Raw genomic sequence first — 26,473 nt, forward strand, 5'->3', positions numbered from 1 at the left:
TCGCGACAGCCGGCAACCAGCAGGACCGGATTGGCTGCTGAAAATTATTGAAAATTGAGCAAGCTATCCGCTACACTGGCTAGCAAGTGGATTGGGAGTACCCGGTCGGCGTCATAACCTCGGTGAGTATCATCGGGGTTTTTCGCTATCTGGGGCTGAGGAAACCGCTGCGCCCGAGCTTAGTTTTCAAGGAAAATGCTTCAAACCCCATTGGTCAAAACCTTCCCCAGCTGCACATCGCCCACCTTCGCAATAGAACTTTGATTTGAGAATATCAAATGCACGATTCAATTGTTGTGGGTTTAGGACGTGCCTGCCGATTGGCCGCGCGACCAAATCTGCTAATTGCAGACCTGCTGAGTTGGATGCTTTTGCCGCCATTCGAATTTTAAACGGAAGTTGATGCTGATATTTGTTTTCACCATCACAGATCCGTCGAAACTCGAGTTCCAACTCGTTATCTTCCTTTTGACCACGTCGTTCAACAATCACATGTGTTAAAAGCTGCTGCTGATTTTTTTCTATCATCAAGTCGTAGAGCGTTTCCAGGCAGTGTTTTAACGCTACGTGGTACAAGTTACCAATCTCCATCGGGCTTCGAACTTTTTGCTTTTCAATGACACAGGACGCCAGAATAAAATTGCTTCGTTCAATAATGTCCGTTAAACGGGTCAGAAATTGGAGCTTCTCTTCCCGGTTTTTAAAGCTGGTAAAATCACCTTTTTCCTTTCGGATCTCATGTTCATGCAAAATAACCAGATCATGGCCGAAATAATCAAATTTCAGCTGTTGCAGCTGAGGAACGACGTTATGAAGATAATGTCCTTTATAAAATATACAAAAGGCCAGGACAAAGACCGGATACTCCTTATCAATCGCGGCGATTCCATGGTCTCCACTCTCGTCAACGTAGACGATGAAATCGCTGAAACCATGTTGCTGAGCGGTTTTACGCATTGCGGCCCCCCTTCGGCATCGGCGCTTTAATACCTATCAGCACAGTGAGGCCGCCAACTGTGATAAAAGACACAATCCGGCTCAGTGAACCAGCATCGGCGAGGTCAACTAAAAACAGCTTCACCAGCACTACCGCCAGCAAAGCAGCGCCAGCTTGCCAGCGTAGCCGGTGCGCCAGCAGATGACCGCGCAGCATCAACACCAATGCCAGCAGCGTCCAGCCGACCGACAGCCCCAACTGTACTTCGCTGCTGTGCCACAGCGGGTCAAATTGCCACGGCAGCTGCAGCAACAGCGCGATGGCGCGCACCAGTAACACTGTCGCACTGACAAAAGCCGCTGCCGCCAAAAGCTGCGTAAGCCGCGGCGTTGGCGGTAAAGCACGCTGGATCGCCCGCCAGTGCAAGCCGGCCGCCAGCACTGTGCCCAGCATCACGGCATCCGGACCGTTCAGTACCGGATAACCTGTGGCAGGTTCCACCAGACTCCAGCCCCACAGCAGCACCAACCCGACGAGCCAGGGCAAAGGCAGCCGTGTTAAAAACAGTGCCGGCGCTGCCGGATGCGGCCAGCGCTGCTGCACCGATAACCACAGGCATAACAACATCGGGGCTGCGACAACAACCAAAAACAGCCCCAACAGCTGCTGATTCTCCAGCTGCCAGCTGTTCGCCAGATAGCGTGCCTGCCACAGCACTAAAACCCCAACCAGCCAGGGCATCGCCACTAAATACAAAGGGTTAGTGACCTGCGCCTGCCGCAGCCAGCGATAGAAACTCAAAAGCACCAGGGCCAGCGCGACGATACCGCTCAAAGACAACACCTGCAGCCAGAGGCCGCTGTCGAGCTGGCGGACAAACTCGGCGCCATACCAGCAATACAGCAGCGGCAACAGCCACCAGCCAAACCGTTGCAAGGTCGGCAATGGCCAGCGCTGATAAAGCGCGGACGCCAACAGCAAAGACAGCGCCGCCACGGCAATTTGAGCAGATAGAGGTTGCGCCAGATGACCATCCAGTTCGGCAAAAAACGCCAGATGCCAAAAGCCCCAGCCGAGTAATGCCCACAGCAAGGTCAAAACGGTTTCACCCGGCAACAGGCGTGTATCCGCCGGCTTGCGGTCACTACTCACTGACAGCAATAACAACGACAGGCCGAGCACCAGAATATTGCTAAAGTCGCCCTGAACAAACCACAGCCCACCGGTCTGGACCGGCAATTCACTGGCAAAAGCAACCAGCGCCCCCGCCATCAGCAGATAAGCCCCGGCACGGCTGGCGCGGCTTTGTTGCTGAAACCCCAGCCAGCATAAACCGGCGGCTTCTAAGGCCCAGCCAAAAGCGGTCCAACTGGCGCCTTGCGAAAATGGCAACACCAAAGAGCCAAACATCAGCGCGAGGCCCAGCTGAATGTGGCCAAACCGGCGTAAGTCGTCGCGTTGCTGCCGGCGCACCAGCAGATACATGGCGCCATACACCAACGCATAAACCGCTGCACTGAAACTATCGCCCTGGCTAAAATGACCGGTCAACAACAGCTGCTGACTAAAGGACAACAGCGGCAGGCCAAAGACTAAACTGCCATCGATAAAACCGCGGCTTTGATGGCCCTGGCGCAGCGTAAAGCGATAACCAATCAACAGGTACATCAGGAAATACGCGGCGAAAAACGGCTGCACCAGCGCGTAGTTACTGCTGTGATAATTGACCAGCTGCCAGGCCAGCGCAATGCCAAAAGTCGCGACAAAACCAGTCCAGTTCAGCCAGCGCCATTGCCGGTACCAGGCCAGCAGCAACACACCGACATTCAGCAGCAGGTAATAGCTGAACAGACCGACAAAACGATTTGAGCCGTCCGATGTCAGCAAAGGCACCAGAAAACCACCGGCGGTGGCCAGAATGGCCAGTGCCTGTGATTGCTGCAACAGCGCCATCGCACTGCCGGCCAGCACCGTCAGCAACATCAGCGCAAAAGCGGTAGTGCCACCAATCAGCGGATAATATTTGCAGGCGGCAAACAAGGTCAGATAGACCACAGCAAAACCGGCCCCCTGTAACAGGGCGGCGTGATTGCCCAGCTGGCGCCGTTTCCACCAGCCAAGGCCAACCAGCCCACCGCCACAAAGCCCGATAAAACCAAGCCGCAGCTCCATCGACAACAAGCCCTGATGAGCAAAATAAGTGGCGAGAAAACTCAGGCCCAAAAACAACACGGTGAGGCCTGCCAAAACCAGTGGGCTTACCTGACGAAACAAATCAAATAAGGGTTGTAGCCAGGTTAAAGTGGGAGCAGCAGATTGCGGTGCGGGTGACTGCCACGGATCTGCCGAAGCCGACGGCTCAGCCTGCCCAGAATCTGGCGGAAGGTTTTGCGGAGCGGTTGGCGGTGACGCAGCAAAGTCCACCATCACCACATTGCTGTCAGCGGCCCCGTCCTCCGTTCTTACGCCGGTGCCTGACAACAGCGGCGATGTCTGTGGATCATAAAGTTCAACCACCGCAGTAGCACAAACCACCGATTTGGAGGGCGTCTGCTGACCCAGCTGCTGCACTTGCTGCTGTAACGCGGACAACTGCACTTCTAATCCAGCCGCTTTGCGCCAGGCATCTAATGCCAGACCGAGTGCCAGCCCCAACACGGCGCCGATCATCGTCTCGCCTTCCAGCGCCCCCAGGCTATAACCTGCGATAAATCCAAGCAGTGCCCACATGCCGTAACGTCCTTGTGATGACCCATGACTCACTACCATAGCACCGGACTTTCCGCTTCAACAAGTTTTACAGCACAGAAATGCAGGCAATAAAAAACCCGGCATCAAGCCGGGCTTTTTAAATAAATCAATAACTTACTCTACAGTCACCGACTTCGCCAGATTGCGTGGCTGGTCGACGTCCGTGCCTTTGATGATGGCGACGTAGTAGCTCAGCAGCTGCAGCGGGATGGTGTAGATGATTGGCGCGATCAGCGGGTGCACGTGTGGCACGTTCAGCACGCGCTGGGTGGCGTCCGATTTAAAGTGTGCGTTCACATCGGCGAACACATACAGGATACCGCCGCGAGCACGCACTTCTTCAACGTTGGACTGCAGTTTTTCCAGCAGTTCGTTGTTCGGTGCTACCACGATGATTGGCATCTGCGCGTCAATCAGCGCCAGCGGGCCGTGTTTCAGCTCGCCTGCGGCATAAGCTTCAGCGTGGATGTATGAAATCTCTTTGAGTTTCAGTGCACCTTCCATCGCGATTGGATACTGATCGCCACGACCTAAGAACAGTGAGTGGTGTTTGTCAGCAAACTCTTCCGCCAGCTGTTCAATTTTGCCGGCTAAAGTCAGAGTTTCTTCCAGTTTGGCTGGCAGCGATTTCAGCGCTTCAACCATGTCTTTTTGCGCAGCAGCAGTTAAGCCGTTGTATTTACCTACTGCCAGCGTCAGCATGGCTAAACCAACCAGCTGCGTGGTGAAGGCTTTGGTGGATGCCACACCAATTTCGGCGCCGGCGCGGGTCATAAAGGCTAAATCAGATTCACGTACCAGCGAAGAACCGGCGACGTTACAAATCGTCAGACTGCCCAAGTAACCGGCTTCTTTGGCCAGACGCAGCGCGGCTAAAGTATCAGCCGTTTCGCCGGATTGGGAAATGCTGACCAGTAACGAACCTGGCTGCACGAAGGATTTGCGGTAACGGAATTCAGAAGCGATTTCAACGTTACAGGAAATACCGCCTAAAGACTCCAGCCAGTAACGGGCGACCATACCAGAGTGATAAGAAGTACCACAGGCCACGATTTGGATATGTTTCACTTTCTTAAACAGCTCAGCCGCGCCGTTACCAAAAGTTTCATCCAACACAGAATCTGAACCCAAACGGCCTTCCAGTGTGTTCATGATGGCGTGTGGCTGTTCGTAGATTTCTTTGAGCATAAAGTGGCGGTACTGGCCTTTGTCGCCGGCGTCGTAGCTGACGTTCGACTCAGTGACAGCGCGTTCTACTTTATTGCCGTGTTTGTCATAGACAGTGACATCAAAACGGGTAATTTCCGCCACGTCGCCTTCTTCTAAAAACATAAAACGACGGGTCACCGGTAACAAAGCCAGTTGGTCAGAGGCGATAAAGTTTTCGCCGATACCCAGACCAATCACCAGCGGGCTGCCTGAGCGTGCGACGACTAAATGCGACGGGTCGGTTTTGTCCATCAGCACTGTGCCATAAGCACCGCTGAACTGTTTTACCGCTTTTTGTACCGCAGCCAGCAACGAGCCGGCCGTTTTGAATTCTTCTTCCACTAAGTGCGCGATGACTTCAGTGTCAGTGTCAGAGTTAAACACATAACCTTTGCTTTTCAGCATCTCACGCAGGGGGCCGTGGTTTTCGATGATGCCGTTGTGCACGACGGAGATTTTGTCGGAAACGTGTGGATGCGCGTTGCGCTCAGAAGGTTCGCCGTGCGTCGCCCAACGCGTGTGCGCGATACCGGTGCCGCCGACGGTTGGGTTTAACTTCACCGCGTCGGACAGTTCTTTCACTTTGCCTAAACGGCGGATGCGCTGCAGCTCACCGGTTGGGCTCACCACGGCGACGCCGGCTGAGTCATAACCGCGGTATTCCAGACGACGTAAACCTTCGACCAGAATGTCGACGACGTCACGTTGCGCTACTGCGCCTACTATTCCACACATATTTACTCCGATGTCGTATGTTCAGTTGAAACAGGGGCACAGATCACCCGGACGCCCTGTTGTTCGATTTGCCTTTTTGCCGTGTCGGGTAACTTGTCGTCTGTTACCAGGATTTTTATCGACGTCCACGGCAGTTCGAGATTATGAATTTTGCGGCCGATTTTGTCGGATTCGACCATCACCACTACTTCACGTGCCACTTCCGCCATCACCCGGCTTAAGCTGGTCAGTTCGTTGAAAGTGGTGGTGCCGCGTTGTAAATCGATACCGTCGGCACCGATAAACAGCTGGTCAAAATCGTAGGCCCGCAGCACCTGTTCCGCCAGCTGGCCTTGAAAGGACTCAGACTGTGCGTCCCAGCTGCCGCCGGTCATTAATAATTTGGGTTCGTGTTCCAGTTCACGCAGGCTGTTGGCGATGTATAACGAGTTGGTCATCACTACCAGGCCTTGTTTGGCGGAAAGCTCCGGCAACAAAGCGGCGGTGGTGCTGCCGCTGTCGAGAATAATGCGGTAATGATCTTTAATCAGCGTCGCTGCGGCTTTAGCCAGCGCCTGTTTACGGGCGGAAATTTTTTCAGGGCCGGCTTCACTGATCAGCTCATGTGGCAGCTGCACAGCGCCGCCATACCGGCGTAACAGCAAGCCGTTGTCTTCCAGCGCCGTTAAATCTTTGCGAATCGTCACTTCCGAGGTTTCAAAGCGCAGCGCCAGGTCGTCGACACTGACTTCACCCTGCTCGGCCAGCAGGTCAAGGATGCCACGACGTCTTTGTTGAGTATTGCGTTTATTCATCAGGCTGCGGGCGCTTAAATTTCGGTTTAAGTTTCGTTTCGAAAGATATTCTATCCATTCGAAATATTATTGCAAGCATTTCACTGCTGCACAGCGCCAGCGGCCAGATTAGTCCGGCCGGCGTTGTAAAGGTAACAATATCCGGTAACTCAGGCCCTGACCAGCTTCACTGCGCACCTGAATACTGCCATTAAGTTCCACCGTCACCAGATTGTAGACAATATGGCTGCCAAGGCCGCTAAAACCGGCATGGCGTTTGGTGGTAAAAAAGGGCTCAAACAGCCGCGGCAACAGTTCAGCCGGCATGCCCTGACCATTATCCTGATACTGGATGGCTACCTGATTGCCTTGTTGGGTCAGAGCCAGCCGGATGTGCCGGTCCGTTTGTTGTGGCAAAAACGCATGCTGCAATGAATTCATCAACAGATGTTCCAGCAATCGCGCCAGGATGCCGGCATCGGCATGCAGCACCAGGCCCGGCTCGGCATCGAACTGCACCTGACAGCCGGCTTTACTGAGCTCCGGCGCTAAGGCCTGCAACACTTCGGCGAAATAACTGCTCAGTTCGACATCCCGCACACTGATCGCCGAGCGGTCGACCGCCACCTGTTTAAAACTTTGTACCAGTGCGGCGACACGTTGGGTATTGTCGGCCAGCATCTGGCAGGTGGCTGTGGCAGTGTCCAGATACTCATTAAACACCGTCGCGGTCAGGCGCTTGTTGCGCTGAATGTCTGTCAGTTGCGCCAGTTCATGTTGCAGATGACTGGCGGCGGTGACGCAGATGCCGAGCGGTGTATTAATTTCATGCGCCACCCCGGCGACCAGCCCACCGAGCGAGGCCATTTTTTCCTGCATCACCAGCTGCTCCCTGGTTTGCTGCAGCCGCTGCACCACATTGGCATTGGCGACGGCAATGGCAATAGTGCTGCACAAAGTGCGCAATAAATCGGTTTGTTCAGCCAAAAAGGCATGTTGCTGCGGGCTTTGTACCGTCAGGCAACCAATTTGTTCGCCTTTGACGCTAAGCGGAAAATACAACACTGACTGCATCGGCTCCCCGACCAGCGGCGTCGGCAACTCTTTGAGATACAATAAAAAGTCCTGCCGATTTTGCGTTTGGATCTCACGTTGCTGGGCAAAACATACCGCCGCCAGATTGGTCTGGCCCTGCAGCACCAGTTCAAAAGGCGGCATCAGTTGGCCGTTTTCCATCCAGTGACTGAATTCCAGCACCTGCTGTTCGCTCTTGTACACGCCAATCGCCAGCACATGCACATCCATCAGCTGGTTCAGACTACGATGCACCAGCAGCAGAATTTCCTGCAGATCCAGCGACGCGGTGATCTGCCTTGAAACTGTCTGTAACAGCGATAAATCGCGATAGGAATTACTCAGCGCCAGATGTTGGGTTTTCAGCTCGCTGGTGCGGCTGTCGACTACTTTCTCCAGCCAAAGCCGGGTTTTGCGTTCATGCCGCAGCCGGTATTGCATCACAAACCAAATCAGACTCAGCGTCAGCAGCACCACCAGCGTTTTAAACCACCAGGTCAGCCACCAGGGCGGTAAAATCTGCAACGTCAGCTGATTCGGCTGCTGGCCCTGCCAGTTTTGTCCCGGCGCTCTGGCCATCACTTCAAACTGATAGCGGCCCGGTGCCAGTCGGGTGTAAGTGGCCACCGGATTTGCCGCGTCGGTTTCAATCCAGTCGCGGTCAAAGCCCAGCAGACGGTAGCGATATTGCATCGACAGCGGGTCCACCAGATTCAGCGCAGAAAAATGCAGACTGAACATATCTTGCTCATATTGCAGCTGAATTTGCTCGGCAAAGCCGGGCGATTTTTTCAGTTGCAACCTTGAGTCACCAACCTTGACCGGTCGGTTAAACAAACTAAAACCGGTTAGCCGGACCGGAAAGGTCTGCTCCGGCATTTGCAGCAAAGCCGACGGATAAATATCCAGCCCCTGACTGCCGCCCCGATACTGGCGTTGTTGCTGATCAATAAACCAGGCGCCAATCCAGGTGGTGCCCTGAAATCCATGCATTTCACCATATTGAACCAGACCGCCCGACTGTAATCTATTGCGGTACAGCAGTAAAAACTGGCTGGCATCTTCCAGATATTTGTCGTGATCTGCCGGGCTCAGATAAGCTTTAAAACCTTCCACCTGAGCGGGCTGCTGCGGATGCACCAATACCCGATGATTGATATTACCGGCCCGCAGCCACAGCTGGTCCCCTTCCGGATAAATCAGCTGAATGCCATCAAAGCGCAAGCCTGAACCGTCGGACGCTTGCCAGTTTTGCAGCTGACCGCTCAGTTTATCCAGCCGCACCAGCCCCTGATCCGCCAGACCAATCCACAATGCATCCTGCTGGTCCGTCGCCAGAATAGAAATCACCGCATTATCCAGCCGCACGCCTGGCCGCACCTGCTGATGAAACTGCCGGACCTGACCTTGCTGCAGCAAATACAGTCCTTCACCGCGGGTACCAATCCACAGGCGCTGCTGAGTGTCCAGATGCAGATTGCCGATATGCGGTTGCCGGCTTTCGCCAAGTGGCTGCAGCTGCCAGCTCCCCTTGATGGGATCGAGCGCAAACAAGCCATTGTCAGTGCCGACATAAAGCAAGCCCTGGCTATTTTGTACCACTTGCCTGACGAGCGTCGGTTGCTTGTTCAGGCCTGCTATCGCCGGCAGCGGCCAGCGTTTTTTGACCAAAAAGCGGGTTAAATCCAGCTCGGCGACGCCGGCATCGCGGTTGGCGAGCCAGACATGCTGTTCGTCCTGATACCAGATACCAAAGACATCACTATGCCCCAATAAGCCGGTCTCCCCGGGGCCCAGCGGAATATTGCGCACCTGCTGCGCCTCTGCCGACAAGCCAAAAACACCAACCGGCGTTTTTAACCACAGTGTCTGCTGTTTATCAAACAACAAACCGGTCAGATTATTGCTCGGCAACTGATAACTGACTAACGGATTGGCTTTGAATAATTGCCACTGCGCGCTGCCAGCTGCCTGATACCACAACCCTTTGTCATAACTGCTGATCCAACGCCCGCCCTGATGATCAAAACCGATGTCCGTCAGCAACCCCTGCGCCAATAGAGCCGGCTGCGCGCGCTCTGCCTGTAAAATGCCGCTGGCGCTGTCGAAATGATAGAGACCGCCGCCATAACTGGTCAGCCAAATCTGGCCTTGCGGGTCGGCTTTAATCGCCGTTACGGCCGCAGCCGTCAGCTCGGAGTTGCGGGTACTGAACAGCTGTTTATGGCCTTGTTGCGGGTGCCAGCGGATAGCGCCACCTTGTTGAATCTGACGGTTGCGCAATGGCGCATTGCCGGTGCCAATCCACAGGTAACCACTGCTATCGCGAAATAACGCGTTGATATACAAACTATCCAGTTCATTCAGCGGGACTGGCAATACCACATTTTCCAATCGTGCTTCCTGCGGCTCCCACCGCAGCAGCCCGCCGCCATAAGTGCCGACCCACAGCTCGCCGCCGTCGTCCTGATAGAGCACAGAAATTTCAACTTGCTGCTGTTCGCCCTGTAACGCCGGCAACGCCACCCGGCTGAACTGTTCAGTCGCCGGATTGAAGCGGTTCAGGCCACCATAGCGGGTGCCAACCCAGATTATGCCCTGGCGGTCGACCAGCAAACTGGATACCCAATCTGCCGACAACGCATTCGGGTCGGCCGGATCGGCCTGCCAGGCTTTGATTTGCTGGCCATCAAACCGATACAGGCCGTGTTGAGTGCCAATCCAGAGGAAACCTTGTTGATCCTGCACTATGGCAGTGGACTGCGCCAGTTTCGGCGTGACACGGGTCAGATTCAAAAAACGGCTGTAGACTTCAACCTGGGTTGGCGCCGGCACGGCTTGCGGCACCTGCGACCAGGCTAAAAAAGGAACAATACACAATAGGCACAGGCAGTAAATCCGCCAGTTCAGCATCTGTATCTACCTGAAAGGAAAGCGACTCTGTCCAGTATTAATGCTTTTTGCTGTCACTGCAATCAAAGAACCGGCTCATAGCGGCGATTGCAGCTCAACTGCCGGTCGCAGGTCTGCTGGCTACTGCGCCGCCATACTCAGGACCACCAACAACATCAGCAACACCCAGCCCGAGCCAAGCAGCAAACTGCGCCAATCCAGCCGGCGGAACAACCAAAAGTCCAGCCCACAAATCAATAGCGCCGGTGACAGCACCCATAAACTTAAACCCAGCATTTGTCCGCTCCAATGGTCAAATTTCTCAGTTAAAATAATTTAAATGAGAATTATTTGCAATTAGAAAAAGCTTGGGGTATGGTAAGCAACGTCAGGATGACACACCGATACTTGCCCGGTGCATGGAGGGATCCACTCCACGGTAGTCCCAGTCGTTGATTGGGTGTTTGCTGTTCTGCAGTGACTTTGCGGGGGAAGTTTGCGCCGTCCCCCGTTTTTTTTATGTCCAGGGATGGACGGTACGGTGAGTCAGGGCTTTCGAAACGCCAACAGTTTGGCGTTTCGCCTGTCGAACACCATTCGCTCTGCGAATGGACAATGCAGGAGCAATTGTCGGCGATTCGCTGTAGAGTGTTTAGTCCACTGCCTTCCCATCACTTTGCTGCACGATCAGCGTTAACAGCTGGGCGGTTAATTCAAATTCAATTTGTTGCCGGTCGGTCAGCGGTTTACCGGCCGCATCGGCATACAACAAACCAAACAGGCGGCGTTCCAGCCGTATCGGCGCGACAAAACAATCGCCGTCGTAGGGTAAAAATTGCTGTAAGACACCAATATCGGCGCCATTGAGTTTTTTGTGCCACAACATTTGCTCTGAACGCAGCAAGTCGTACAACACTTCACCTTTGCGCAGCTGCTCCAGTGCAATGGCCGCCTGATTGCGCCACAGTTGCGTGTCACGGCCGGCGACATAACTGGGCACAAAACTTTTGCTCTGATAATCCATTAACAGCAGGGCGACCCGCGGCAACCCTACTCCCTCCTGCAAACAAATCACCGTTGCGTGCAGCAAACGCGACAAACTGTCGCTGACGCGCTGCAGCTTTAACAAAGTATTCAGATGCACACTGAATTCATAACCAGTCGGTTTGTATTCGGTATTCTGCGCCAGAATTTGCGCCCGGCTCGGCAACAAAGGGACCAGACTCTCAGCGTTATACTGATTGGCCGTCAGCGCTGCTTCTTCTGCCATCAGCAAGACCTGCTGCTGGCTCTCTTCCAGCGTCAGCTGACAGAGCTGGCCGACCTGTGCGCAGTTTTCCAGCATCGTGGCAGACTGCAGTCCTTCCGACAAATGCATACTGATACTGTCTGCCAGATTAACCAAAGCGCCAACGGACCCGGCCGGCGCGCTCTGCTGCAGCGCGTCCAGCATAAAATCGCCGAGCTTCCACTCTTTCACCAATTCCCGGTTCAGGCTGTCGATGCCAATCCCGAGGTATTTCATCGCAATAGCGTGTTCGTCGTCCGGATATTCACGGCATTCGCGGACAAAATGTTCTGCCGCCGGCTCACGCGTCGCCAATAACGCGAGTTTACCGATATGCCGCAGTAAAGCGGCAATAAACACCAGTTCCCGTTTGGCTGAATCGGCCCGGGGCACTAAGGCGCGCGCCTGTACAGCGGCATGAAAGGATTGGGTTAATTGCTGTAGTAACAGCTGGCGCGGTTTGCCCTGCAGAAAGCTGTCGATCAGGCTGCTGGCCAGCGTGATGTTTTTAATTTCGAGAAAACCGACCTGAATAATAGCGCGGGACACGGTCTGGATAGGTTTGCCGGATCTGTTGTAGTGCACAGCATTGGCGACCCGCAGCACCTTTGTGGTCAAACCGGCATCGCGTAACACAATCTTCGCTAAGTCGTCGGCATTGCCTTCATTGCGCTCGTCCAGCTGACAAATTTGCTGCACCACCACATCCAGTGCCGGCATCTGTTGATTTAAAATGAGCTTTAACCAGGCCTGCAGGCCTCTGGGTTCAGTCAATGCCGGTACCTCATCGCAATTCCCGGATATATCAGTATAGTCTGAAGTATGCATGAACCGGCCTCAGCCGGGCAACATTCCTCGGTGTTCAGTGCAAATGTTTATCCTGCACCAGCACCCAGGGTGATACCACCACAGCCCACAACTCCGTGTTTTGCTGAAACCAATGACTGGCACGGGTATCTTCAACACGTTGGATCTGCTGGTCCTGCAACCAGACGCCTACTTTGACTTTGTCATCGACGGCAAAGGCATAGGCAACTTCTACCAAATCCAGACCAGCCGTGACTTCAATCACCGCGCCGGCAGCATAAAATTTTTGCAGTTCATGCCAGTGAATACGCGCCGTTTCACCGGTGATTTTGGCTTTTAAAACTTCAGGTTCAGTATCAAAATTGTCGTGCATGTTGTACTCATTCTTACAGATTATTCAGGTTCGTCGCCTTGCTCGGAGACCTGTGCAGCGCTTAACTCATGCTTTTTCAGCAGTTTATGAAAATCAGTTCTGTTGCGTCCGGCCAATTCAGCGGCGCGGGTGACATTGCCTTCGGCCATTTTTAACACCCGCACCAGATATTGCCGTTCAAACTGATCCCGCGCTTCACTGAGCGTTGGCCAGAAGCTGCGGTTTTGTTCCAGCGCCTGACTGACCAACGCCAGACTAATCACCGGGTTGCTGGTCAGCGCCACACACTGCTCCACCACGTTGACCAGTTGACGCACGTTGCCGGGCCATTGCGCCGTGACTAAAGCCTGCATCGCATCTTCGGAAAACCGGTTGACCTGCACGCCGTGGCGCTCAGCGCTTTGCTGCAACACATGCCGCGCCAGCAGCGGAATATCCTCGGCACGTTCGCGTAAGGTTGGCAGTTGCAGATTGACCACATTGAGGCGGTAATATAAGTCTTCGCGGAAGCTTTGTTCCTGCATCGCCTGCTTCAGGTCGCGGTGCGTGGCAGATATTACCCGCACATCAATCGGAATCGACTTGGCACTGCCGACCGGCCGGATTTGCCGCTCCTGCAATGCCCGCAATAACTTCACCTGTAGCGGCAGCGGCATATCGCCGATTTCATCAAGGAATAAGGTGCCGCCGTCGGCCTCGCGGAATAAACCGGCATGTTCAGTGACCGCACCGGTAAAGGCGCCTTTGGCGTGACCAAACAGCTCTGATTCCAATAAATGCTCTGGCAAAGCGCCGCAGTTAATCGCGACAAAAGCGCGGCGCGCTCGTGGGCTCGCCAGGTGGATGGCATTGGCCAGCAGCTCTTTACCAGTACCGCTGGCACCGGTGATCAGCACGCTGACATCGCGCTGCGCCACACGGTACGCCTGCTCCAGCACCTGCTCCATGGGTTTGCTGCGGGTGACAATGGCCTGACGCCAGCTGTCTTTGCTCGGCACATGCGACTGATGCACGGCTTTTTGCAGAATGTCGCGCAGTTCGACGTTATTGAGCGGCTTGGTCAGAAAACCGAATACGCCGCGCTGCGTTGCGGCAACGGCTTCCGGGATGGAACCATGTGCCGTCATCAGCACCACGGGCAAACCCGGGCTGCGTTTAGCGATTTCATCAAACAGCGCCATGCCATCGAGGCCAGGCATCCGTAAGTCGCTGAGTACCACGTCGACCGGTTGCTTGGCCAACAGCGTCAACGCAGTTTCGGCACAATCGGCTGAGATCACCTGATACCCTTCGCCTTCGAGGCGTAACGTCATCAGCCGCAATAAACTCGGGTCGTCGTCGACCAGTAATAAACGGGCATTGTTGCCGGTCGGAGCTCCTGGCATGTTAACCTCCGCCTGACTGGTTCAGCTTGGCTTCGATTTGGGTCAGCGCTTCGATTTTCTTCTGCAGATCGGCATTTTGTTTTTGTAATTTTTCCAGATTGTCTTGTTGCTGACCATTGAGCCGGCCGAGCGCCTTGACCGCAGATTCAGACTCCAGCAATTTCTGGTTATAGGCGTAATCCCAACGCAGCAAAGCAGCAAGACCAGCTGGTAAACGGCTCAGCTGTTCACTGAGCTGATTCTGGGCACGAAACCGCACCGCATAAGGTGTATCCGGATGCAACCGCAGCAATAGCCCCTGTAATTCGCCAACCGGTGATTGCTCCAGTGTTTTGCTGACGGCGTCGCGCTGCGCCGCGTTCATCTGCAGCACTTCAGTGCGGAAATTCTGCCAGGCGCTCAGCGTGGCCACATCATCCTGCAACGCCAGTTGCGGTTTGACCGGAGCCGGCGGTTCTTTTGGCAGCTCCACCACTTTTTCCGGTGCCGGTTTTGGCTTTAAAATCACCGGCAACGGCGCCGGCACGCCCTGACAACCGGCCACCAGCAGCGTTACCCCAAGCAGGGTCCACTTGTTCATACTTATTCCTCTACCATAGGCAAACGCACACGGATACACACGTCGGCATAATTCACGTCAATGATCTCGGCCATACCACCCAACAACCGGGCGCAATCAGACACAATCGACAGGCCAAGGCCTGAGCCCTGCACCGCATCAAAACGCGGCGCTTTGCCGCGCTGAAACGGCTCGAACAGTTTGGCCCTGAGCTCCGCCGGGATCGGCGTGCCGTTATTCGCCACATCCAGCAGCATAAATTTCTCATGTGGTTTTAGCACGACCCACACCGGGCTACCCTCACCGCCATAGGCTTGAGCATTGTTGATCAGATTATCCAGAATACGCCGAAACAACATAGCGTCGGTATAGATACGCGGCAGCTGACAGTCCAGCTGGATGAACTGCCGGCGTTGCTGCAATGACAGCGCGTGGTCGGCAAAACAACTGTCCAGCAGTTGCTCACTGTCATGCCAGGCAAATTCTGGTTTGGCTTGTTGCAACAGGCGGTTGTAGTCCAGCAGTTGTTCAGTCAGCTGGCTCAACCGGTCGGCACTGCCGTTGAGCAGTGTTACCACTTCCATTTGCTGGCCATTCAGCGGCCCTACCAACTGCTCGCTGAGCAGTGCACAACCTTCTTTGATACTGGATAACGGCGTTTTCAGCTCATGCGAGGCGTGGCGTAATAAAATCAACCTCAAGGCTTCAAGTTGTTGTAAGCGCGATGCCAGCCAGCGTAATTGCTCGCCGAGTTCAGTCAGTTCACGCGGCCCCACCACTTGTTCGTGCGGAAAATGGTGACTGGCCTGACCGATGGAGCGGATCATGGTATCGAGCTGTTTAATCGGTGAGGCGATGCGCGCCTGCGCCCACAACACTAATAACAGGGTCAGCAGCACCAGCGTGACGGATTGCCAGGCCAGCTGGTTCTGCGCATCAACAACAAAACTCTGCTGCGTCTGTAAACGCTGTTCCAGCCGTTGCCAGATTTGTTCAGTCAGCTGCTGTTGCTGTTGGCGCAGCGTCTGCAAGGTGGGCGAGAGTTCTTCATTGCTGGCATGCAGGAAATTCTGCAATAAGGTTGTCACCTGCGCCGCCTGCGCCTGACAAAGCAATGGCGCGTCTAAATCCAGGCAAACCTGCTGCAGCATCTGCTGGTAATTTAATAGATGGGTGGTGGCCAGGGTACTTAACGAATCGGTGCGTAAAATACCAAACTGACGCACGGCGCGTTCGATATCAATCACCAGATTTTGCATGTTCTCGGCACGTTTCACGCTGTCGACGGAAGATTCTGCTTCTGCCACGGCAAAACGGCTGACATCGGATAAGGCGCTGTTACTTTGCCACAGCAACACCGCCAGCGGGATCAACGCCAGAAAAAAGCTTAATAAAATAAACTGCCGCAATGAGGCCGGCTGGATAGGACTTCGCATGCCGAAGGCTCCGCATCAATCAGGCGCATCAGGCGCCGGTCTGGGACTCTGGCGCCTATCATAGCGGATTTGTATGCGGCAACTCACGGTCAATTGTTCAGTTTTGCCGACATAAGCGGCCAACGGCCTATTTTAACTGCAGTTCAGTGGCAAATTGCTGGAGTGAAAGCTGTTGCTGCGGGCTGTTTGCCTGCACCGGCTGGCCGGGCGTTTCGGCCCATTGCAGCTGCAACAAATTGGCATCCGGTTGTGCCGGCAACACCAGCATAAAATCACCTTCATCCCGTAGCACCATCTGGTGACCCTGAGCAGAGCCCGGCAACATCGGCACCCGGATCACTCTGGGATCCTCAATCGATAGTTGCTGCAGCACTTTGCCGTCGGCATTTTTCACACTGACCATCACTGCACCGGCGTGTGCCAGTTGCGTGGTCCGGCGCTGCCCGTCCGCGAGCTGCACCCGCTGCACTTGTTGAATTTCACTACCATTGGCATCAAAAGCCACTTTCACCAGCCAGAACTCGGCGGCAAATCCAGGTACGGCAGTGCAGGCAGCCAAAGCCAGCAAGCCGGCTAACTTATTGAATCTGAACATTCCACTGAACCTCTTTGCTGACAAGCGCTGGCGCTTTGATTAAACCACTGATATCGGTGATCACAGCCTTCAGCTGGTAATTTTGCTGTTGATCCTGACAGCAGCTGATACTGGTTTTACCATCAAACTGTGGCAACAACTGACCATTTAGCCACCACTGCACTTGTTGCTGCGCACTGCCAACCGACAAAACCAGGGAAAACTGCTGGCTCTGTCCCCGCGCTTGCACCACTTGCGGTTGCGCTGGTTGTTGGCTGTGGTACATGCCGATAGTCTGATACAACTGGTTGACCCAGGCTTCGCCATTGATTTCACCAATGGGCTGGCCTAATTCAAGCATAAAACTATTGTGTTTCGGCCGGTAAAAACCTTTGCTGTGGTAATAACCGCCTTCAAACAAACCAACACCGGCCTGCCCCGGCTGCGTCGGCACTTTGGCCGGATCGCTGAACCAGTGCCGCCATTTCACCTGGCTCAAATCCGTCAGTTGGGTAATATTGGCGTAACAGGATTCGCAGTAATACGGCAGGTACATCGGTGCTGATGCTTCATCGACATATTCGTCCGCCAGACGGGCAAAGGAATGACCAAGTTCATGGATAGCTACATCGGTCGCGCTTGGATGCAGGGTAAAAGTTGAAATAGAACCGCCGGCACCACCATATTTAGTGCTGTTACCAGCGACCAGCACAAAATCAAACTGCGGATAATGCTGGAACACGTAGCTGAACACCTTACTGCTGTTAACACAGTACAAACGATCAACCCCGGCACAGCCAAAATTGCCGTCAAACAGCGTATCAACCAGCGTGTTGGTCGACGGGTCGTCGGCACCACTTTGCGCCGACACCGCATCGAGCACATGCAGGCTCCAGCCATCGCGATGAGTACCGATTTCTTTGCTGTTGAAAAACACCTGACTGAATTTGACTGCAGCATCACGTAATTTCTGCTGTTCTGTGGCGGTAAAACCATCACCGACAATCACCAGATTCAGCCGGTTGCTTTGCACAGGCCCGACTAAAGTACGACCCATGCTATTGCCATTTGGGATCGCCAGCAGCACCTTCTGTTTATACTGGACTGTAGCGCCCTGTGGGTCTGAGGCTTGCAGCAGGAATTCAGTTTCCACAGCTTCAGTGCGCGCTAAAACCTGTAGCGCTGGATTAGTCTGGCTGAGATCTAACCGGAACAACTCCGGCTGCGCATTACTGACCGTCACCATATCGCCATCAACATCCTCAGCTCTGAAGGCCAGTGCGTAACTCTGGCCTGCATCTAACAGCGCTGGTAATGCCGTCATAGACAGCGTCGGCGCATCATTGACTGCAGCCAGCGTGATCTCGGCGTTAAAAGCTACTGCTGCAGATTTCCCGTCGGTGACCTGTAACTGCAGCGCGATTTTGCCATTAAGGTTTGCCGCTGGTTTCAAGCTGATACTGCCGGCCGTGGTGACTACCACACCGGCATTGACCGGATTAACACTTTGTAAGGTAAAGGTGAGTGGATCCTGATCGGCATCGGTCGCTTTAAGCTGAAAGGTGGCTGCCGTATCTTCTACCCCGGCAAATTGTTGTAGTGCGGCCTGCGGCAGATCATTGATATTTTGTACTGTCAGTTTGGCATTGCCGGCAACCGGCGGATTTTTCCCGTCACTGACGGTAAAAGTAAATCCGGCTTCGCCGGCAAAATCAGCAGTGGGCTGATAAGTAAAACGACCATCACTTTGTAAACTCACCACACCTTGTGCCTGACTTTGACTGCTCAGCTGATAACTGAGTGCATCGTTATCAGCATCACTGGCACTGAGCTGCGCCTGCAAGCTGCTGTCTTCATTTAACTGAAAGGTATTGGTACCAGGTACTGGCGCCGTGTTTTGTGGCGTGGGTTGTGGTGTCGGTGTGTTGTCTGAGCCGCCGCCACAACCGGCCAAGCCGATGACACTGAAGAATAAAAAGCAGGCATGGTAAAACCAGCGCTGTCCTGGCAGACGCATCGAAACCTCCATGTTTGTTTACATATTTTTATCAGCTTATCACATCAGTACAGCAGCAGTCTGTACTGCTAAACAAAGAGTTCTCAGACAACCGGCCATTTACCAGCACAAATTGCAGACGAAAAAAAACCGGTCAACTGACCGGTTTTTTCAAATTCTTTTGCGCTTATGCGTTTGCTGTTACACCAGCAGCGCGGGCTTTGCGCACTTTTGCGGCTTGACGGTTGTAAGCATCAGTAAACTGGGCTTTTTCCAGTTTGCGCACTGCTTCACCGTTCAGGTCAATCTTGCGCAGATAAGTTACAAACACAAAAGCATTAACCACGAAGAAAGCTGCTGCTGCGATTAAAAATGTGTCCATCTTACACCTCGTTACATCACCGGACTTTGCCGGACTACATACTGTGATTACCTTGGGTTTCAGGTAAAAAACGGAAGTGGAACTCGCTGTATCACTTTCGTTATTTACCTGCTTGATAAACTATATGCAGCTGGTGTGCCAACTTAAAAACAAAATATTAAAGCTTTGTTTTTATTGAATTTAATCACTAGACAAACATCAGAACAGCAAGAATGACGGCAGAAGGATCACAGGATCTGTTGCTAAATAGCGACAGCAAAAAGCAGTCAAATATTTTATATATAAAAATCAATAACTTAACATGTATCTTTTTTGCGACAGTTTTAGCCGCAAACAGCTAAATCCAATAAAATACCTTTAATTCAATAACTTAAACAGATGCCAAATCACGCCAATTTCAGCTGAACGTGAGCCGCAGCCCGACTTGCAGCAATGCTGTTTAAAAATAACGAGACGCACAAAAGCAAAAAAGCGCCCGAAGGCGCTTTTGCAGGTCAACACAGACCGCTTAATTAATAAAACCGTATTTGCGTGAAATCACATCGAAATAGTTCAGACATTGCTTGGCATATTCACGTTTTTCCACATAACTGCCCGGGAAAAAGCTCTTTTTAAAGCCATACGCAACAATGTCTTTTAACCGTTTCAGCGGGATATCAAAATTGTCTACCGCCAGCTGATATTCGCGGCTCACCGTGGTATTGGACACCAGGCGGTTGTCGGTACAAATCACGGTCGCGATGCGGTTTTCCAGCATGTCTTTAAACTTGTGTTGTTTGATATCCGCAATCGCCGGATTGGTTTGTAAGTTCGAGGTCAGGCAGACTTCAACCGCAATGCGTTTATCGGCAATATAAGATGCCAACTCTTTGATGTACTTCTGTTTATCTAAGATGGCCGGATCTTTAATCATCTCCGGGATAAACATCGAATAACCATGACCAATCCGGTCGGCATAACATTCGGTGATAGCTTCGAATACTGACTCGGCACCATAAGCTTCACCGGCATGTAAAGTTTTCAGCAAAAAATGCTGATGGGCGTATTCGTACACTTCTTTAAAGTTGTGCGCCGGAAACCCGGATTCCTGCCCGGCCAAATCCAGTGCGACGATTGGAATACCGGCTTCGTCGCGCAACCGTACACTGGCGCGCACCAGTTCCATCGCCGCCAGTTTGATCACCTGCATCGGGTCAAAATCGCGCATCAGCTGAAACAAATTGGTGTAATAAGGTGAAAAACCTTTGCCGGAGAACATCCGCATAGCACAGTTAATAATGCCGTAAGCGAATGGTGGACGATAACCGAGCTGGACCTGATCATGCGCATTGTATTCATGCATGGCGCGCTTTAAGCCGTTGTTGACAGTATGCATAATGCGGTCGAAATCGATGCCGGTGGCCGGGTCCATCAATAGCTGTGGCGCAAAACGCACTTCGATGTAATTGACTCCTTCGGCCTGATTGTCGAGCGCCAGCTCGTAAGCCGCCTGTTCCAGATTCTCCAGGTCACGCAACACACCACAGGTGTACTGAAAGCCGTGCAGGTATTCGCCCAAATTTTTGTAGCGCTCTTTGAACACCAGTTCTTGCATACCTTCAACGGTATTTGACGGCAGCACCAGCTTGCTGCGCTTTGCCATCTCGATCAAAGACTCCAGCCGCAAACTGCCATCCAGATGCAGGTGTAAATCAGACTTTGGCATTTCTTTAAGGAAATCAGCGGAATAAAAAGGCATAAAGAGTCCTGAAGCAAAAATACAACTGGTTTTAGTTATAGCAGTTCGCAGCAGATGAAGTTTAGAAAACAGTAGAATACAAAGAGTAGGAAACAAAATGAAGTGGTGCCCGGGGCCGGACTTGAACCGGCACGCCCTTTCGAGCGAGGGATTTTAAATCCCTTGTGTCTACCGATTTCACCACCCGGGCAGAGTCGCATGTGCAGGCGCACTTGGCAGAACGGCGGCGATTTTACGCTGGCTTTTGCCTTACTGTCATGCGCTTTTTGCAATGTGGGCCAAATTTTTGCTGTAGTTGTGCTTTTTTTCGCCGTCACAGCTGAATGAAGGAGCTGACAACGACTGCTCCGATCTCAAATTTAGCCATCCAGAAATCTATATACAAACCAACAGCTTAATAATTCATCCGCCTAAAGTTGTATCCATTTAGCCATCTATACTGTTGCATTCGGTATTTTGTCGTGATATTACTAAAAACGCTGCAGCTTTGTTCAGTTGTGTATCTGCAGCAATATGTGCCGGCACATTTGCATTAGCGCCAAAAAAAGACAGAGCAATGAATCACTTAAACACTATGACCGCCATTCTTCTCAGCCTCCTCGTGCTCCTAATCGGACCTCGGGGTGTTGTGCATTGGTCGTAGCGTAAATACGGATCCAGCAAACAAACCCCGAGCCACAGGCCGGGGTTTTTTGTTACCTCAAGGTCTGATGGGTGAAAATTTCAGCAAGAGGAACAGGATATGAGCAGCGCCCAACACGAAAACAATAAAATCTGGATTTTTGATACCACTTTGCGCGACGGCGAGCAGGCATTACGGGCCAGCTTAAGCCATAAACAAAAAATCCAGCTGGCCCATGCTATTGCGCGCTTAAATGTCGACGTGATGGAAGTGGGCTTTCCGGTGTCCTCACCGGGCGATTTCGCTTCAGTGCAGGCGATCGCCCAAAGCGTCAAAGGCCCGGTGATTTGTGGCCTGTCGCGCGCGGTGTTCGCCGACATCGACGCCTGCGGCGAGGCGTTAAAAGCTGCCGAACGCCGTCGTATCCACACCTTTATTGCGACTTCCCCACTGCACCTGCAATACAAATTACGTAAGACTTTAGAACAAGCCACAGAGCAAGCCGTCGCCTGTATTCAGCACGCCCGCCGTTATACCGACGATGTTGAATTCTCTTGTGAAGATGCCGGCCGCACACCGATTGATGATTTGTGCCGCATTGTCGAAGCCGCTATCAAAGCCGGCGCCAATACCATCAATATTCCGGACACTGTCGGCTATACCATTCCGAACGAATTTGGCCAGATCATCAGCCAGCTGATGCACAAGGTACCGAATATCGATCAGGCGCGGATTTCGGTGCATTGCCACAACGATTTAGGTTTAGCAGTCGCCAACAGCATCAGCGCCATTCAGGCCGGTGCGCGCCAGATTGAGTGCACGGTGAACGGCATCGGCGAGCGCGCCGGCAACTGTTCGCTGGAAGAAGTGGCGATGATCATCAAAACCCGCGGTGACTATCTGCCGTTTTATACCGACATCAAAAGCACCGAGATCTACCGCTCCAGCCACTTGGTCAGCCAGATTTGCCACATGCCCATTCAGCCGAACAAAGCCATTGTCGGCGAAAACGCCTTTGCCCACAGTTCCGGTATTCACCAGGACGGCGTGTTAAAAGCGCAAAACACTTATGAAATCATGTCGCCGGAGCAAGTCGGTATCCGTACTAACGAGCTGAACCTGACTTCACGCTCTGGCCGCGCCGTCATTGCGCACCGTTTAACTGAAATGGGTTACAGCAAAGACGATTACGATTTAGACCAGGTTTATCAGGCGTTTTTAACCCTGGCCGACCAGAAAGGCCGGGTGTTTGATTACGATTTAGAAGCGCTGGTGTTTTTCGAAAACTTAAAAGACGACGACGAGCGCTACAAACTGGCGTTTTTAAGTTCCAGCACCCATACCGGCCATGTCGCCAGCGCCACAGTCGGTTTAACGGTTGGCGATGAAACTTATACAGAAGCCGCTACCGGCAACGGGCCGGTCGAAGCGGCGTTTCAGGCGATTCACCGCATCGCCAGACTGGAAGATGCCAAGATGGTGGATTACAACCTGCAGGCCAAAGGCGAAGGCGAAAACGCGCTGGGTCAGGTCGACATCATCATCGAATATCAGGGCCGGCGTTATCACGGCGCGGGCCTGGCCACCGACATCGTGCGCTCATCAGTGTTGGCCTACGTCCACGTGCTGAACCTGATTGAACGCAGCAAACGCATTGATGCGGTGAAGCTGGCGCGTAAAAACGCCGACAGCGCCATCGAAAAATAATTCGCTTTAAATTTATCTGAGACAAATGATGAAGACTTACAACATTGCAGTATTAGCCGGCGACGGCATCGGGCCGGAAGTGATGGCAGAAGCATTAAAAGTGCTGGATGCGGTCAGTGAGAAGTTTGGTTTTGCGGTCAAAACCCAAAGCGCATTAGTCGGTGGCGCCGCCATTGACGCACACGGCGAAGCGCTGCCAGCCGCCACTTTAGAATTGTGCAAACAAAGCGACGCGATTTTATTCGGCTCGGTCGGCGGCCCGAAATGGACCAGCCTGCCGCCGGCGCAACAGCCGGAACGCGCGTCTTTATTACCGCTGCGCAAAACCTTTGACCTGTTCTGTAACTTACGCCCTGGCAAAATTTACCCGGCTTTTGCTGATTTATCGCCGATCCACCCACGCACCAGTTCCAAAGGCATGGACATTCTGTGTGTGCGCGAGCTGACCGGCGGCATTTATTTTGGTGAAAAAGGCCGCTCTGAGACTGCCGCTTTTGACACCCAAACGTACAGCGTGGCCGAAATTGAACGCATCGCCCGCGTTGCTTTTGAAGCCGCGGCCAAACGCAGCAATAAAGTAACCTCTATTGATAAAGCCAACGTGCTGGCGACCAGCGTGTTATGGCGCGAAGTGGTCAGCCGCATTGCCAAAGACTATCCGCAAGTGGCGCTGGATCATATGTATATCGATAACGCCGCGATGCAGCTGATCCGTTCGCCGCAGCAGTTTGACGTGCTGCTGTGCGACAACCTGTTTGGCGACATCTTATCCGATGAATTAGCCGCTATTGCCGGTTCATTAGGTTTGTTACCGTCCGCCAGCTTAAACGGTTCGAACTTTGGTTTATATGAACCAGCTGGTGGCAGCGCGCCGGATATCGCAGGCCAGGGCATTGCCAACCCGGTGGCGCAGATTTTAAGTGCGGCGCTGTTGCTACGTTTTAGCTGTGGCGAAGAAGCGGCGGCGCGAGCCATTGAAGCTGCGGTCGAGCAAAGCCTGGAACAAGGCATCGTTACCCGCGATATCAATTCCGGGTCCCAATACAACACCGCGGATATCGGCAACGCCATAGTGCGTTTTATTCAGGCAGCTTAAGGAGTCCACCATGGGCCAGACTTTATACCAGAAGATTTACCAGAGCCATGTGGTCGGCGCCTTAAACGGCAGCACCGATTTGTTGTTTGTCGACCGCCATCTTATTCACGAAGTAACCAGTCCACAGGCTTTTGCCGGGCTGCGTCAGGCCGGGCGCAAAGTGCGCCGGCCGGATTTAACTTTTGCCACCATGGACCACAACACTTCGACGCAAGTGCGCAGCTACGACGCCGCCGGCGAGACCTCGCGTAAACAGCTGGAAGCCTTAGCCGCCAACTGCGCCGAAAGCGGTATTGAGCTGCTGGACTTATATCACCCGGATCAGGGCATAGTGCACGTGATTGGCCCGGAGCTGGGCTTAACTCAGCCTGGCATGATCATCGTCTGCGGCGACTCACACACTTCCACCCATGGTGCTTTTGGCGCCATCGCATTTGGTATCGGTACCTCAGAAGTCGAGCACGTGCTGGCGACGCAAACGCTGCCGCAACAAGTCGCGAAAACGCTGAAAGTGGAAGTGACCGGCACGCTGTCGCCTTTTGTCACACCAAAAGATGTGATTCTGGCAGTGATTGGCGCTTTGGGTACTGCCGGTGGTAATGGCTATGTCGCGGAATTCTGTGGTGATGCCATCAAAGGCATGACGATGGAAGGCCGGATGACGCTGTGTAATATGAGCATTGAAATGGGCGCCAAAGCCGGTTTAATTGCGCCGGATGCCACCACTTTTGCTTATTTACAAGGCCGGCGTTTTGCGCCCAAAGCTGAACATTGGGATGCGGCTGTCGCCTACTGGCAAAGCCTGTACTCAGACGCTGATGCGCAGTTTGACAAAGTGGTCCATATCGAAGGCAGCCAAATCAAACCACAAGTGACCTGGGGCACTAACCCGGAACAAGTGATTGCGATTGATCAGCCGGTCCCGGCGCCAGAATCTTTTACTGACCTGATTAAGGCCGACGCTGCGCGCCGTGCGCTGACTTATATGGGTTTAGAGGCCGGTCAGAAGCTGACCGACGTTAGCGTTGATGTCGTCTTTATTGGTTCCTGTACCAATAGCCGGATTGAAGATTTACGTGCCGCCGCTGCAGTCGTCGCTGGTAAAACCGTCGCCGCTGGCGTGCGTGCTTTAGTAGTACCGGGCTCTGGTCAGGTGAAACGTCAGGCGGAAGCGGAAGGCTTAGCCGATACTTTCAAAGCCGCAGGTTTTGAATGGCGTGAACCGGGTTGTTCGATGTGTCTCGGCATGAACGACGACCGCGTCGACGCCGGCCAGCGCTGCGCCTCGACCTCGAACCGTAACTTTGAAGGCCGGCAAGGCCGCGGCAGCCGCACCCATTTAGTCAGCCCGGCGATGGCCGCCGCTGCTGCTATTCACGGCAAATTTGTTGATGTGGCCACTTTAACCGGAGCAAGCGCATGAGTGAGATCTTCGCCAAGGGCCTGGTGTGCCCGCTGGACAAAAATAATGTCGATACCGACCAAATCATCCCAAAGCAGTTTCTGACGTCGGTCAGCCGAGACGGTTTTGCCGAAGCGCTGTTTTTTGACTGGCGTTATCTGGCCGACGGCAGTGCCAACCCGGAATTTGTGCTGAACGAGCCGCAATATCAGGGCGCATCTGTACTGTTAACCCGCGCCAACTTTGGTTGTGGTTCCAGCCGCGAACACGCGCCCTGGGCCATTCAGCAATATGGTTTTAACGTCGTCATCGCCGAAAGTTTTGCTGATATTTTCTTTAACAACAGCATCAACAACGGCATGTTGCTGATTAGCCTCAGCGCCGCCAACATCGAATTCCTGTTTAACCGCTGCAAACAAGGGCCGCAGCAGTGGCAAATTGATTTGGCCAACCAGGAAATTCTGCTCGGCAACAATGCCGCTATTGGTTTTAGCATTGACGCGGATATCAAACAGCGCCTGCTCAGCGGCCTGGATTTTATCGGTGCCAGCGAAACCTTCAGCCCGCAGATTGATCAGTATGAAGCGCGCCGCCGCGCTGCCCAGCCCTGGTTAGGCTAAGTCGGCGCTACTGAGCGGTGTACTGGCAAAATTGCCGGTACATCGCTGTTTGCTCTCAATTTATCCGCAATTTATCCGCAATTTATCCGCAAGTTTTCAGCAAATTTCCTTCATTTT

General features: G+C 53.3%; 19 protein-coding genes and 1 tRNA gene. 4 read left to right on the forward strand and 16 right to left on the reverse strand.

Annotated features, from left to right (window positions below; genetic code table 11):
• Positions 1–186: 186 nt before the first annotated feature.
• The 16 genes from ABNT34_RS09095 to ABNT34_RS09170 all read right to left on the reverse strand — a co-directional run bounded on the left by ABNT34_RS09095 (position 187) and on the right by ABNT34_RS09170 (position 21,099).
• Positions 187–957 carry a DUF3800 domain-containing protein gene (locus ABNT34_RS09095; RefSeq protein WP_348730837.1) on the reverse strand — a complete coding sequence of 257 codons (771 nt, stop codon included), beginning with the start codon at positions 955–957 and terminating at the stop codon, positions 187–189.
• The gene (locus ABNT34_RS09100; protein ID WP_348730839.1) at positions 950–3,667 is read right to left on the reverse strand and encodes a DUF2339 domain-containing protein; all 2,718 of its coding nucleotides are present in this window, start codon (positions 3,665–3,667) and stop codon (positions 950–952) included. The genes ABNT34_RS09095 and ABNT34_RS09100 overlap by 8 nt, the downstream gene beginning before the upstream one ends.
• A 135-nt stretch (positions 3,668–3,802) precedes the next feature.
• Complete coding sequence (gene glmS / locus ABNT34_RS09105; protein ID WP_348730841.1) at positions 3,803–5,632, reverse strand: glutamine--fructose-6-phosphate transaminase (isomerizing); 1,830 nt, start codon at positions 5,630–5,632, stop codon at positions 3,803–3,805.
• A 2-nt stretch (positions 5,633–5,634) separates the two neighbouring features.
• Entirely contained in the window at positions 5,635–6,426 is a 792-nt protein-coding gene (locus ABNT34_RS09110) for a DeoR family transcriptional regulator (protein WP_348730843.1), read from the reverse strand.
• A gap of 108 nt (positions 6,427–6,534) precedes the next feature.
• A complete protein-coding gene (locus tag ABNT34_RS09115; protein WP_348730845.1) occupies positions 6,535–10,392 on the reverse strand; it encodes a two-component regulator propeller domain-containing protein in 3,858 nt (1,285 codons plus the stop codon).
• Between the two features lie 120 nt (positions 10,393–10,512).
• Positions 10,513–10,668: a hypothetical protein gene (locus tag ABNT34_RS09120; protein WP_348730847.1), complete on the reverse strand. Its 156-nt coding sequence runs from the start codon at positions 10,666–10,668 to the stop codon at positions 10,513–10,515.
• A 355-nt stretch (positions 10,669–11,023) separates the two neighbouring features.
• Positions 11,024–12,433: an HDOD domain-containing protein gene (locus tag ABNT34_RS09125; RefSeq protein ID WP_348730849.1), complete on the reverse strand. Its 1,410-nt coding sequence runs from the start codon at positions 12,431–12,433 to the stop codon at positions 11,024–11,026.
• An 88-nt stretch (positions 12,434–12,521) separates the two neighbouring features.
• A complete protein-coding gene (locus ABNT34_RS09130) occupies positions 12,522–12,839 on the reverse strand; it encodes a DUF2288 domain-containing protein (protein WP_348730851.1) in 318 nt (105 codons plus the stop codon).
• A gap of 20 nt (positions 12,840–12,859) precedes the next feature.
• The gene (locus ABNT34_RS09135) at positions 12,860–14,224 is read right to left on the reverse strand and encodes a sigma 54-interacting transcriptional regulator (protein WP_348730853.1); all 1,365 of its coding nucleotides are present in this window, start codon (positions 14,222–14,224) and stop codon (positions 12,860–12,862) included.
• 1 nt (position 14,225) lies between these two features.
• Positions 14,226–14,804, reverse strand: coding sequence for a hypothetical protein (locus ABNT34_RS09140; RefSeq protein ID WP_348730855.1), 579 nt, complete (start codon positions 14,802–14,804; stop codon positions 14,226–14,228).
• 2 nt (positions 14,805–14,806) lie between these two features.
• A complete protein-coding gene (locus ABNT34_RS09145) occupies positions 14,807–16,219 on the reverse strand; it encodes a HAMP domain-containing sensor histidine kinase (protein ID WP_348730857.1) in 1,413 nt (470 codons plus the stop codon).
• Positions 16,220–16,346: 127 nt separating this feature from the next.
• Positions 16,347–16,814: a hypothetical protein gene (locus tag ABNT34_RS09150; protein WP_348730859.1), complete on the reverse strand. Its 468-nt coding sequence runs from the start codon at positions 16,812–16,814 to the stop codon at positions 16,347–16,349.
• Entirely contained in the window at positions 16,798–18,810 is a 2,013-nt protein-coding gene (locus ABNT34_RS09155) for a M64 family metallopeptidase (RefSeq protein WP_348730861.1), read from the reverse strand. The genes ABNT34_RS09150 and ABNT34_RS09155 overlap by 17 nt, the downstream gene beginning before the upstream one ends.
• Before the next feature lie 166 nt (positions 18,811–18,976).
• Positions 18,977–19,171 carry a hypothetical protein gene (locus ABNT34_RS09160; RefSeq protein ID WP_348730863.1) on the reverse strand — a complete coding sequence of 65 codons (195 nt, stop codon included), beginning with the start codon at positions 19,169–19,171 and terminating at the stop codon, positions 18,977–18,979.
• A gap of 508 nt (positions 19,172–19,679) precedes the next feature.
• A complete protein-coding gene (locus ABNT34_RS09165; protein ID WP_348730865.1) occupies positions 19,680–20,909 on the reverse strand; it encodes an adenosine deaminase family protein in 1,230 nt (409 codons plus the stop codon).
• Positions 20,910–21,012: 103 nt separating this feature from the next.
• Positions 21,013–21,099: transfer RNA gene (locus ABNT34_RS09170), tRNA-Leu, on the reverse strand.
• 552 nt (positions 21,100–21,651) lie between these two features.
• Here ABNT34_RS09170 and leuA point away from each other — a divergent pair.
• Genes leuA through leuD form a run of 4 tightly spaced genes read left to right on the forward strand, consistent with a single transcriptional unit; the run spans position 21,652 to position 26,356 of the window.
• Positions 21,652–23,238: a 2-isopropylmalate synthase gene (gene leuA / locus ABNT34_RS09175; RefSeq protein ID WP_348730867.1), complete on the forward strand. Its 1,587-nt coding sequence runs from the start codon at positions 21,652–21,654 to the stop codon at positions 23,236–23,238.
• A 25-nt stretch (positions 23,239–23,263) separates the two neighbouring features.
• Positions 23,264–24,334: a 3-isopropylmalate dehydrogenase gene (gene leuB / locus ABNT34_RS09180; protein ID WP_348730869.1), complete on the forward strand. Its 1,071-nt coding sequence runs from the start codon at positions 23,264–23,266 to the stop codon at positions 24,332–24,334.
• Between the two features lie 10 nt (positions 24,335–24,344).
• A complete protein-coding gene (gene leuC, locus ABNT34_RS09185) occupies positions 24,345–25,757 on the forward strand; it encodes a 3-isopropylmalate dehydratase large subunit (RefSeq protein WP_348730871.1) in 1,413 nt (470 codons plus the stop codon).
• The gene (gene leuD, locus ABNT34_RS09190) at positions 25,754–26,356 is read left to right on the forward strand and encodes a 3-isopropylmalate dehydratase small subunit (protein WP_348730873.1); all 603 of its coding nucleotides are present in this window, start codon (positions 25,754–25,756) and stop codon (positions 26,354–26,356) included. The genes leuC and leuD overlap by 4 nt, the downstream gene beginning before the upstream one ends.
• Positions 26,357–26,473 lie beyond the last annotated feature (117 nt).

This window comes from Rheinheimera texasensis, assembly GCF_964031785.1.
GTDB classification, from domain to species: Bacteria; Pseudomonadota; Gammaproteobacteria; order Enterobacterales; family Alteromonadaceae; genus Pararheinheimera; species Pararheinheimera texasensis_A.

Coding starts and splice junctions, on each gene's coding strand:
- glmS (WP_348730841.1), bottom strand. CDS start 5,632: ATGTGTGGAATAGTAGGCGCAGTAGCGCAACGTGACGTCGTCGACATT.
- ABNT34_RS09120 (WP_348730847.1), bottom strand. CDS start 10,668: ATGCTGGGTTTAAGTTTATGGGTGCTGTCACCGGCGCTATTGATTTGT.
- ABNT34_RS09160 (WP_348730863.1), bottom strand. CDS start 19,171: ATGGACACATTTTTAATCGCAGCAGCAGCTTTCTTCGTGGTTAATGCT.
- ABNT34_RS09095 (WP_348730837.1), bottom strand. CDS start 957: ATGCGTAAAACCGCTCAGCAACATGGTTTCAGCGATTTCATCGTCTAC.
- leuC (WP_348730871.1), top strand. CDS start 24,345: ATGGGCCAGACTTTATACCAGAAGATTTACCAGAGCCATGTGGTCGGC.
- ABNT34_RS09155 (WP_348730861.1), bottom strand. CDS start 18,810: ATGCGTCTGCCAGGACAGCGCTGGTTTTACCATGCCTGCTTTTTATTC.
- ABNT34_RS09100 (WP_348730839.1), bottom strand. CDS start 3,667: ATGTGGGCACTGCTTGGATTTATCGCAGGTTATAGCCTGGGGGCGCTG.
- ABNT34_RS09150 (WP_348730859.1), bottom strand. CDS start 16,814: ATGTTCAGATTCAATAAGTTAGCCGGCTTGCTGGCTTTGGCTGCCTGC.
- ABNT34_RS09130 (WP_348730851.1), bottom strand. CDS start 12,839: ATGCACGACAATTTTGATACTGAACCTGAAGTTTTAAAAGCCAAAATC.
- leuB (WP_348730869.1), top strand. CDS start 23,264: ATGATGAAGACTTACAACATTGCAGTATTAGCCGGCGACGGCATCGGG.
- leuD (WP_348730873.1), top strand. CDS start 25,754: ATGAGTGAGATCTTCGCCAAGGGCCTGGTGTGCCCGCTGGACAAAAAT.
- ABNT34_RS09145 (WP_348730857.1), bottom strand. CDS start 16,219: ATGCGAAGTCCTATCCAGCCGGCCTCATTGCGGCAGTTTATTTTATTA.
- leuA (WP_348730867.1), top strand. CDS start 21,652: ATGAGCAGCGCCCAACACGAAAACAATAAAATCTGGATTTTTGATACC.
- ABNT34_RS09165 (WP_348730865.1), bottom strand. CDS start 20,909: ATGCCTTTTTATTCCGCTGATTTCCTTAAAGAAATGCCAAAGTCTGAT.
- ABNT34_RS09140 (WP_348730855.1), bottom strand. CDS start 14,804: ATGAACAAGTGGACCCTGCTTGGGGTAACGCTGCTGGTGGCCGGTTGT.
- ABNT34_RS09110 (WP_348730843.1), bottom strand. CDS start 6,426: ATGAATAAACGCAATACTCAACAAAGACGTCGTGGCATCCTTGACCTG.
- ABNT34_RS09135 (WP_348730853.1), bottom strand. CDS start 14,224: ATGCCAGGAGCTCCGACCGGCAACAATGCCCGTTTATTACTGGTCGAC.
- ABNT34_RS09115 (WP_348730845.1), bottom strand. CDS start 10,392: ATGCTGAACTGGCGGATTTACTGCCTGTGCCTATTGTGTATTGTTCCT.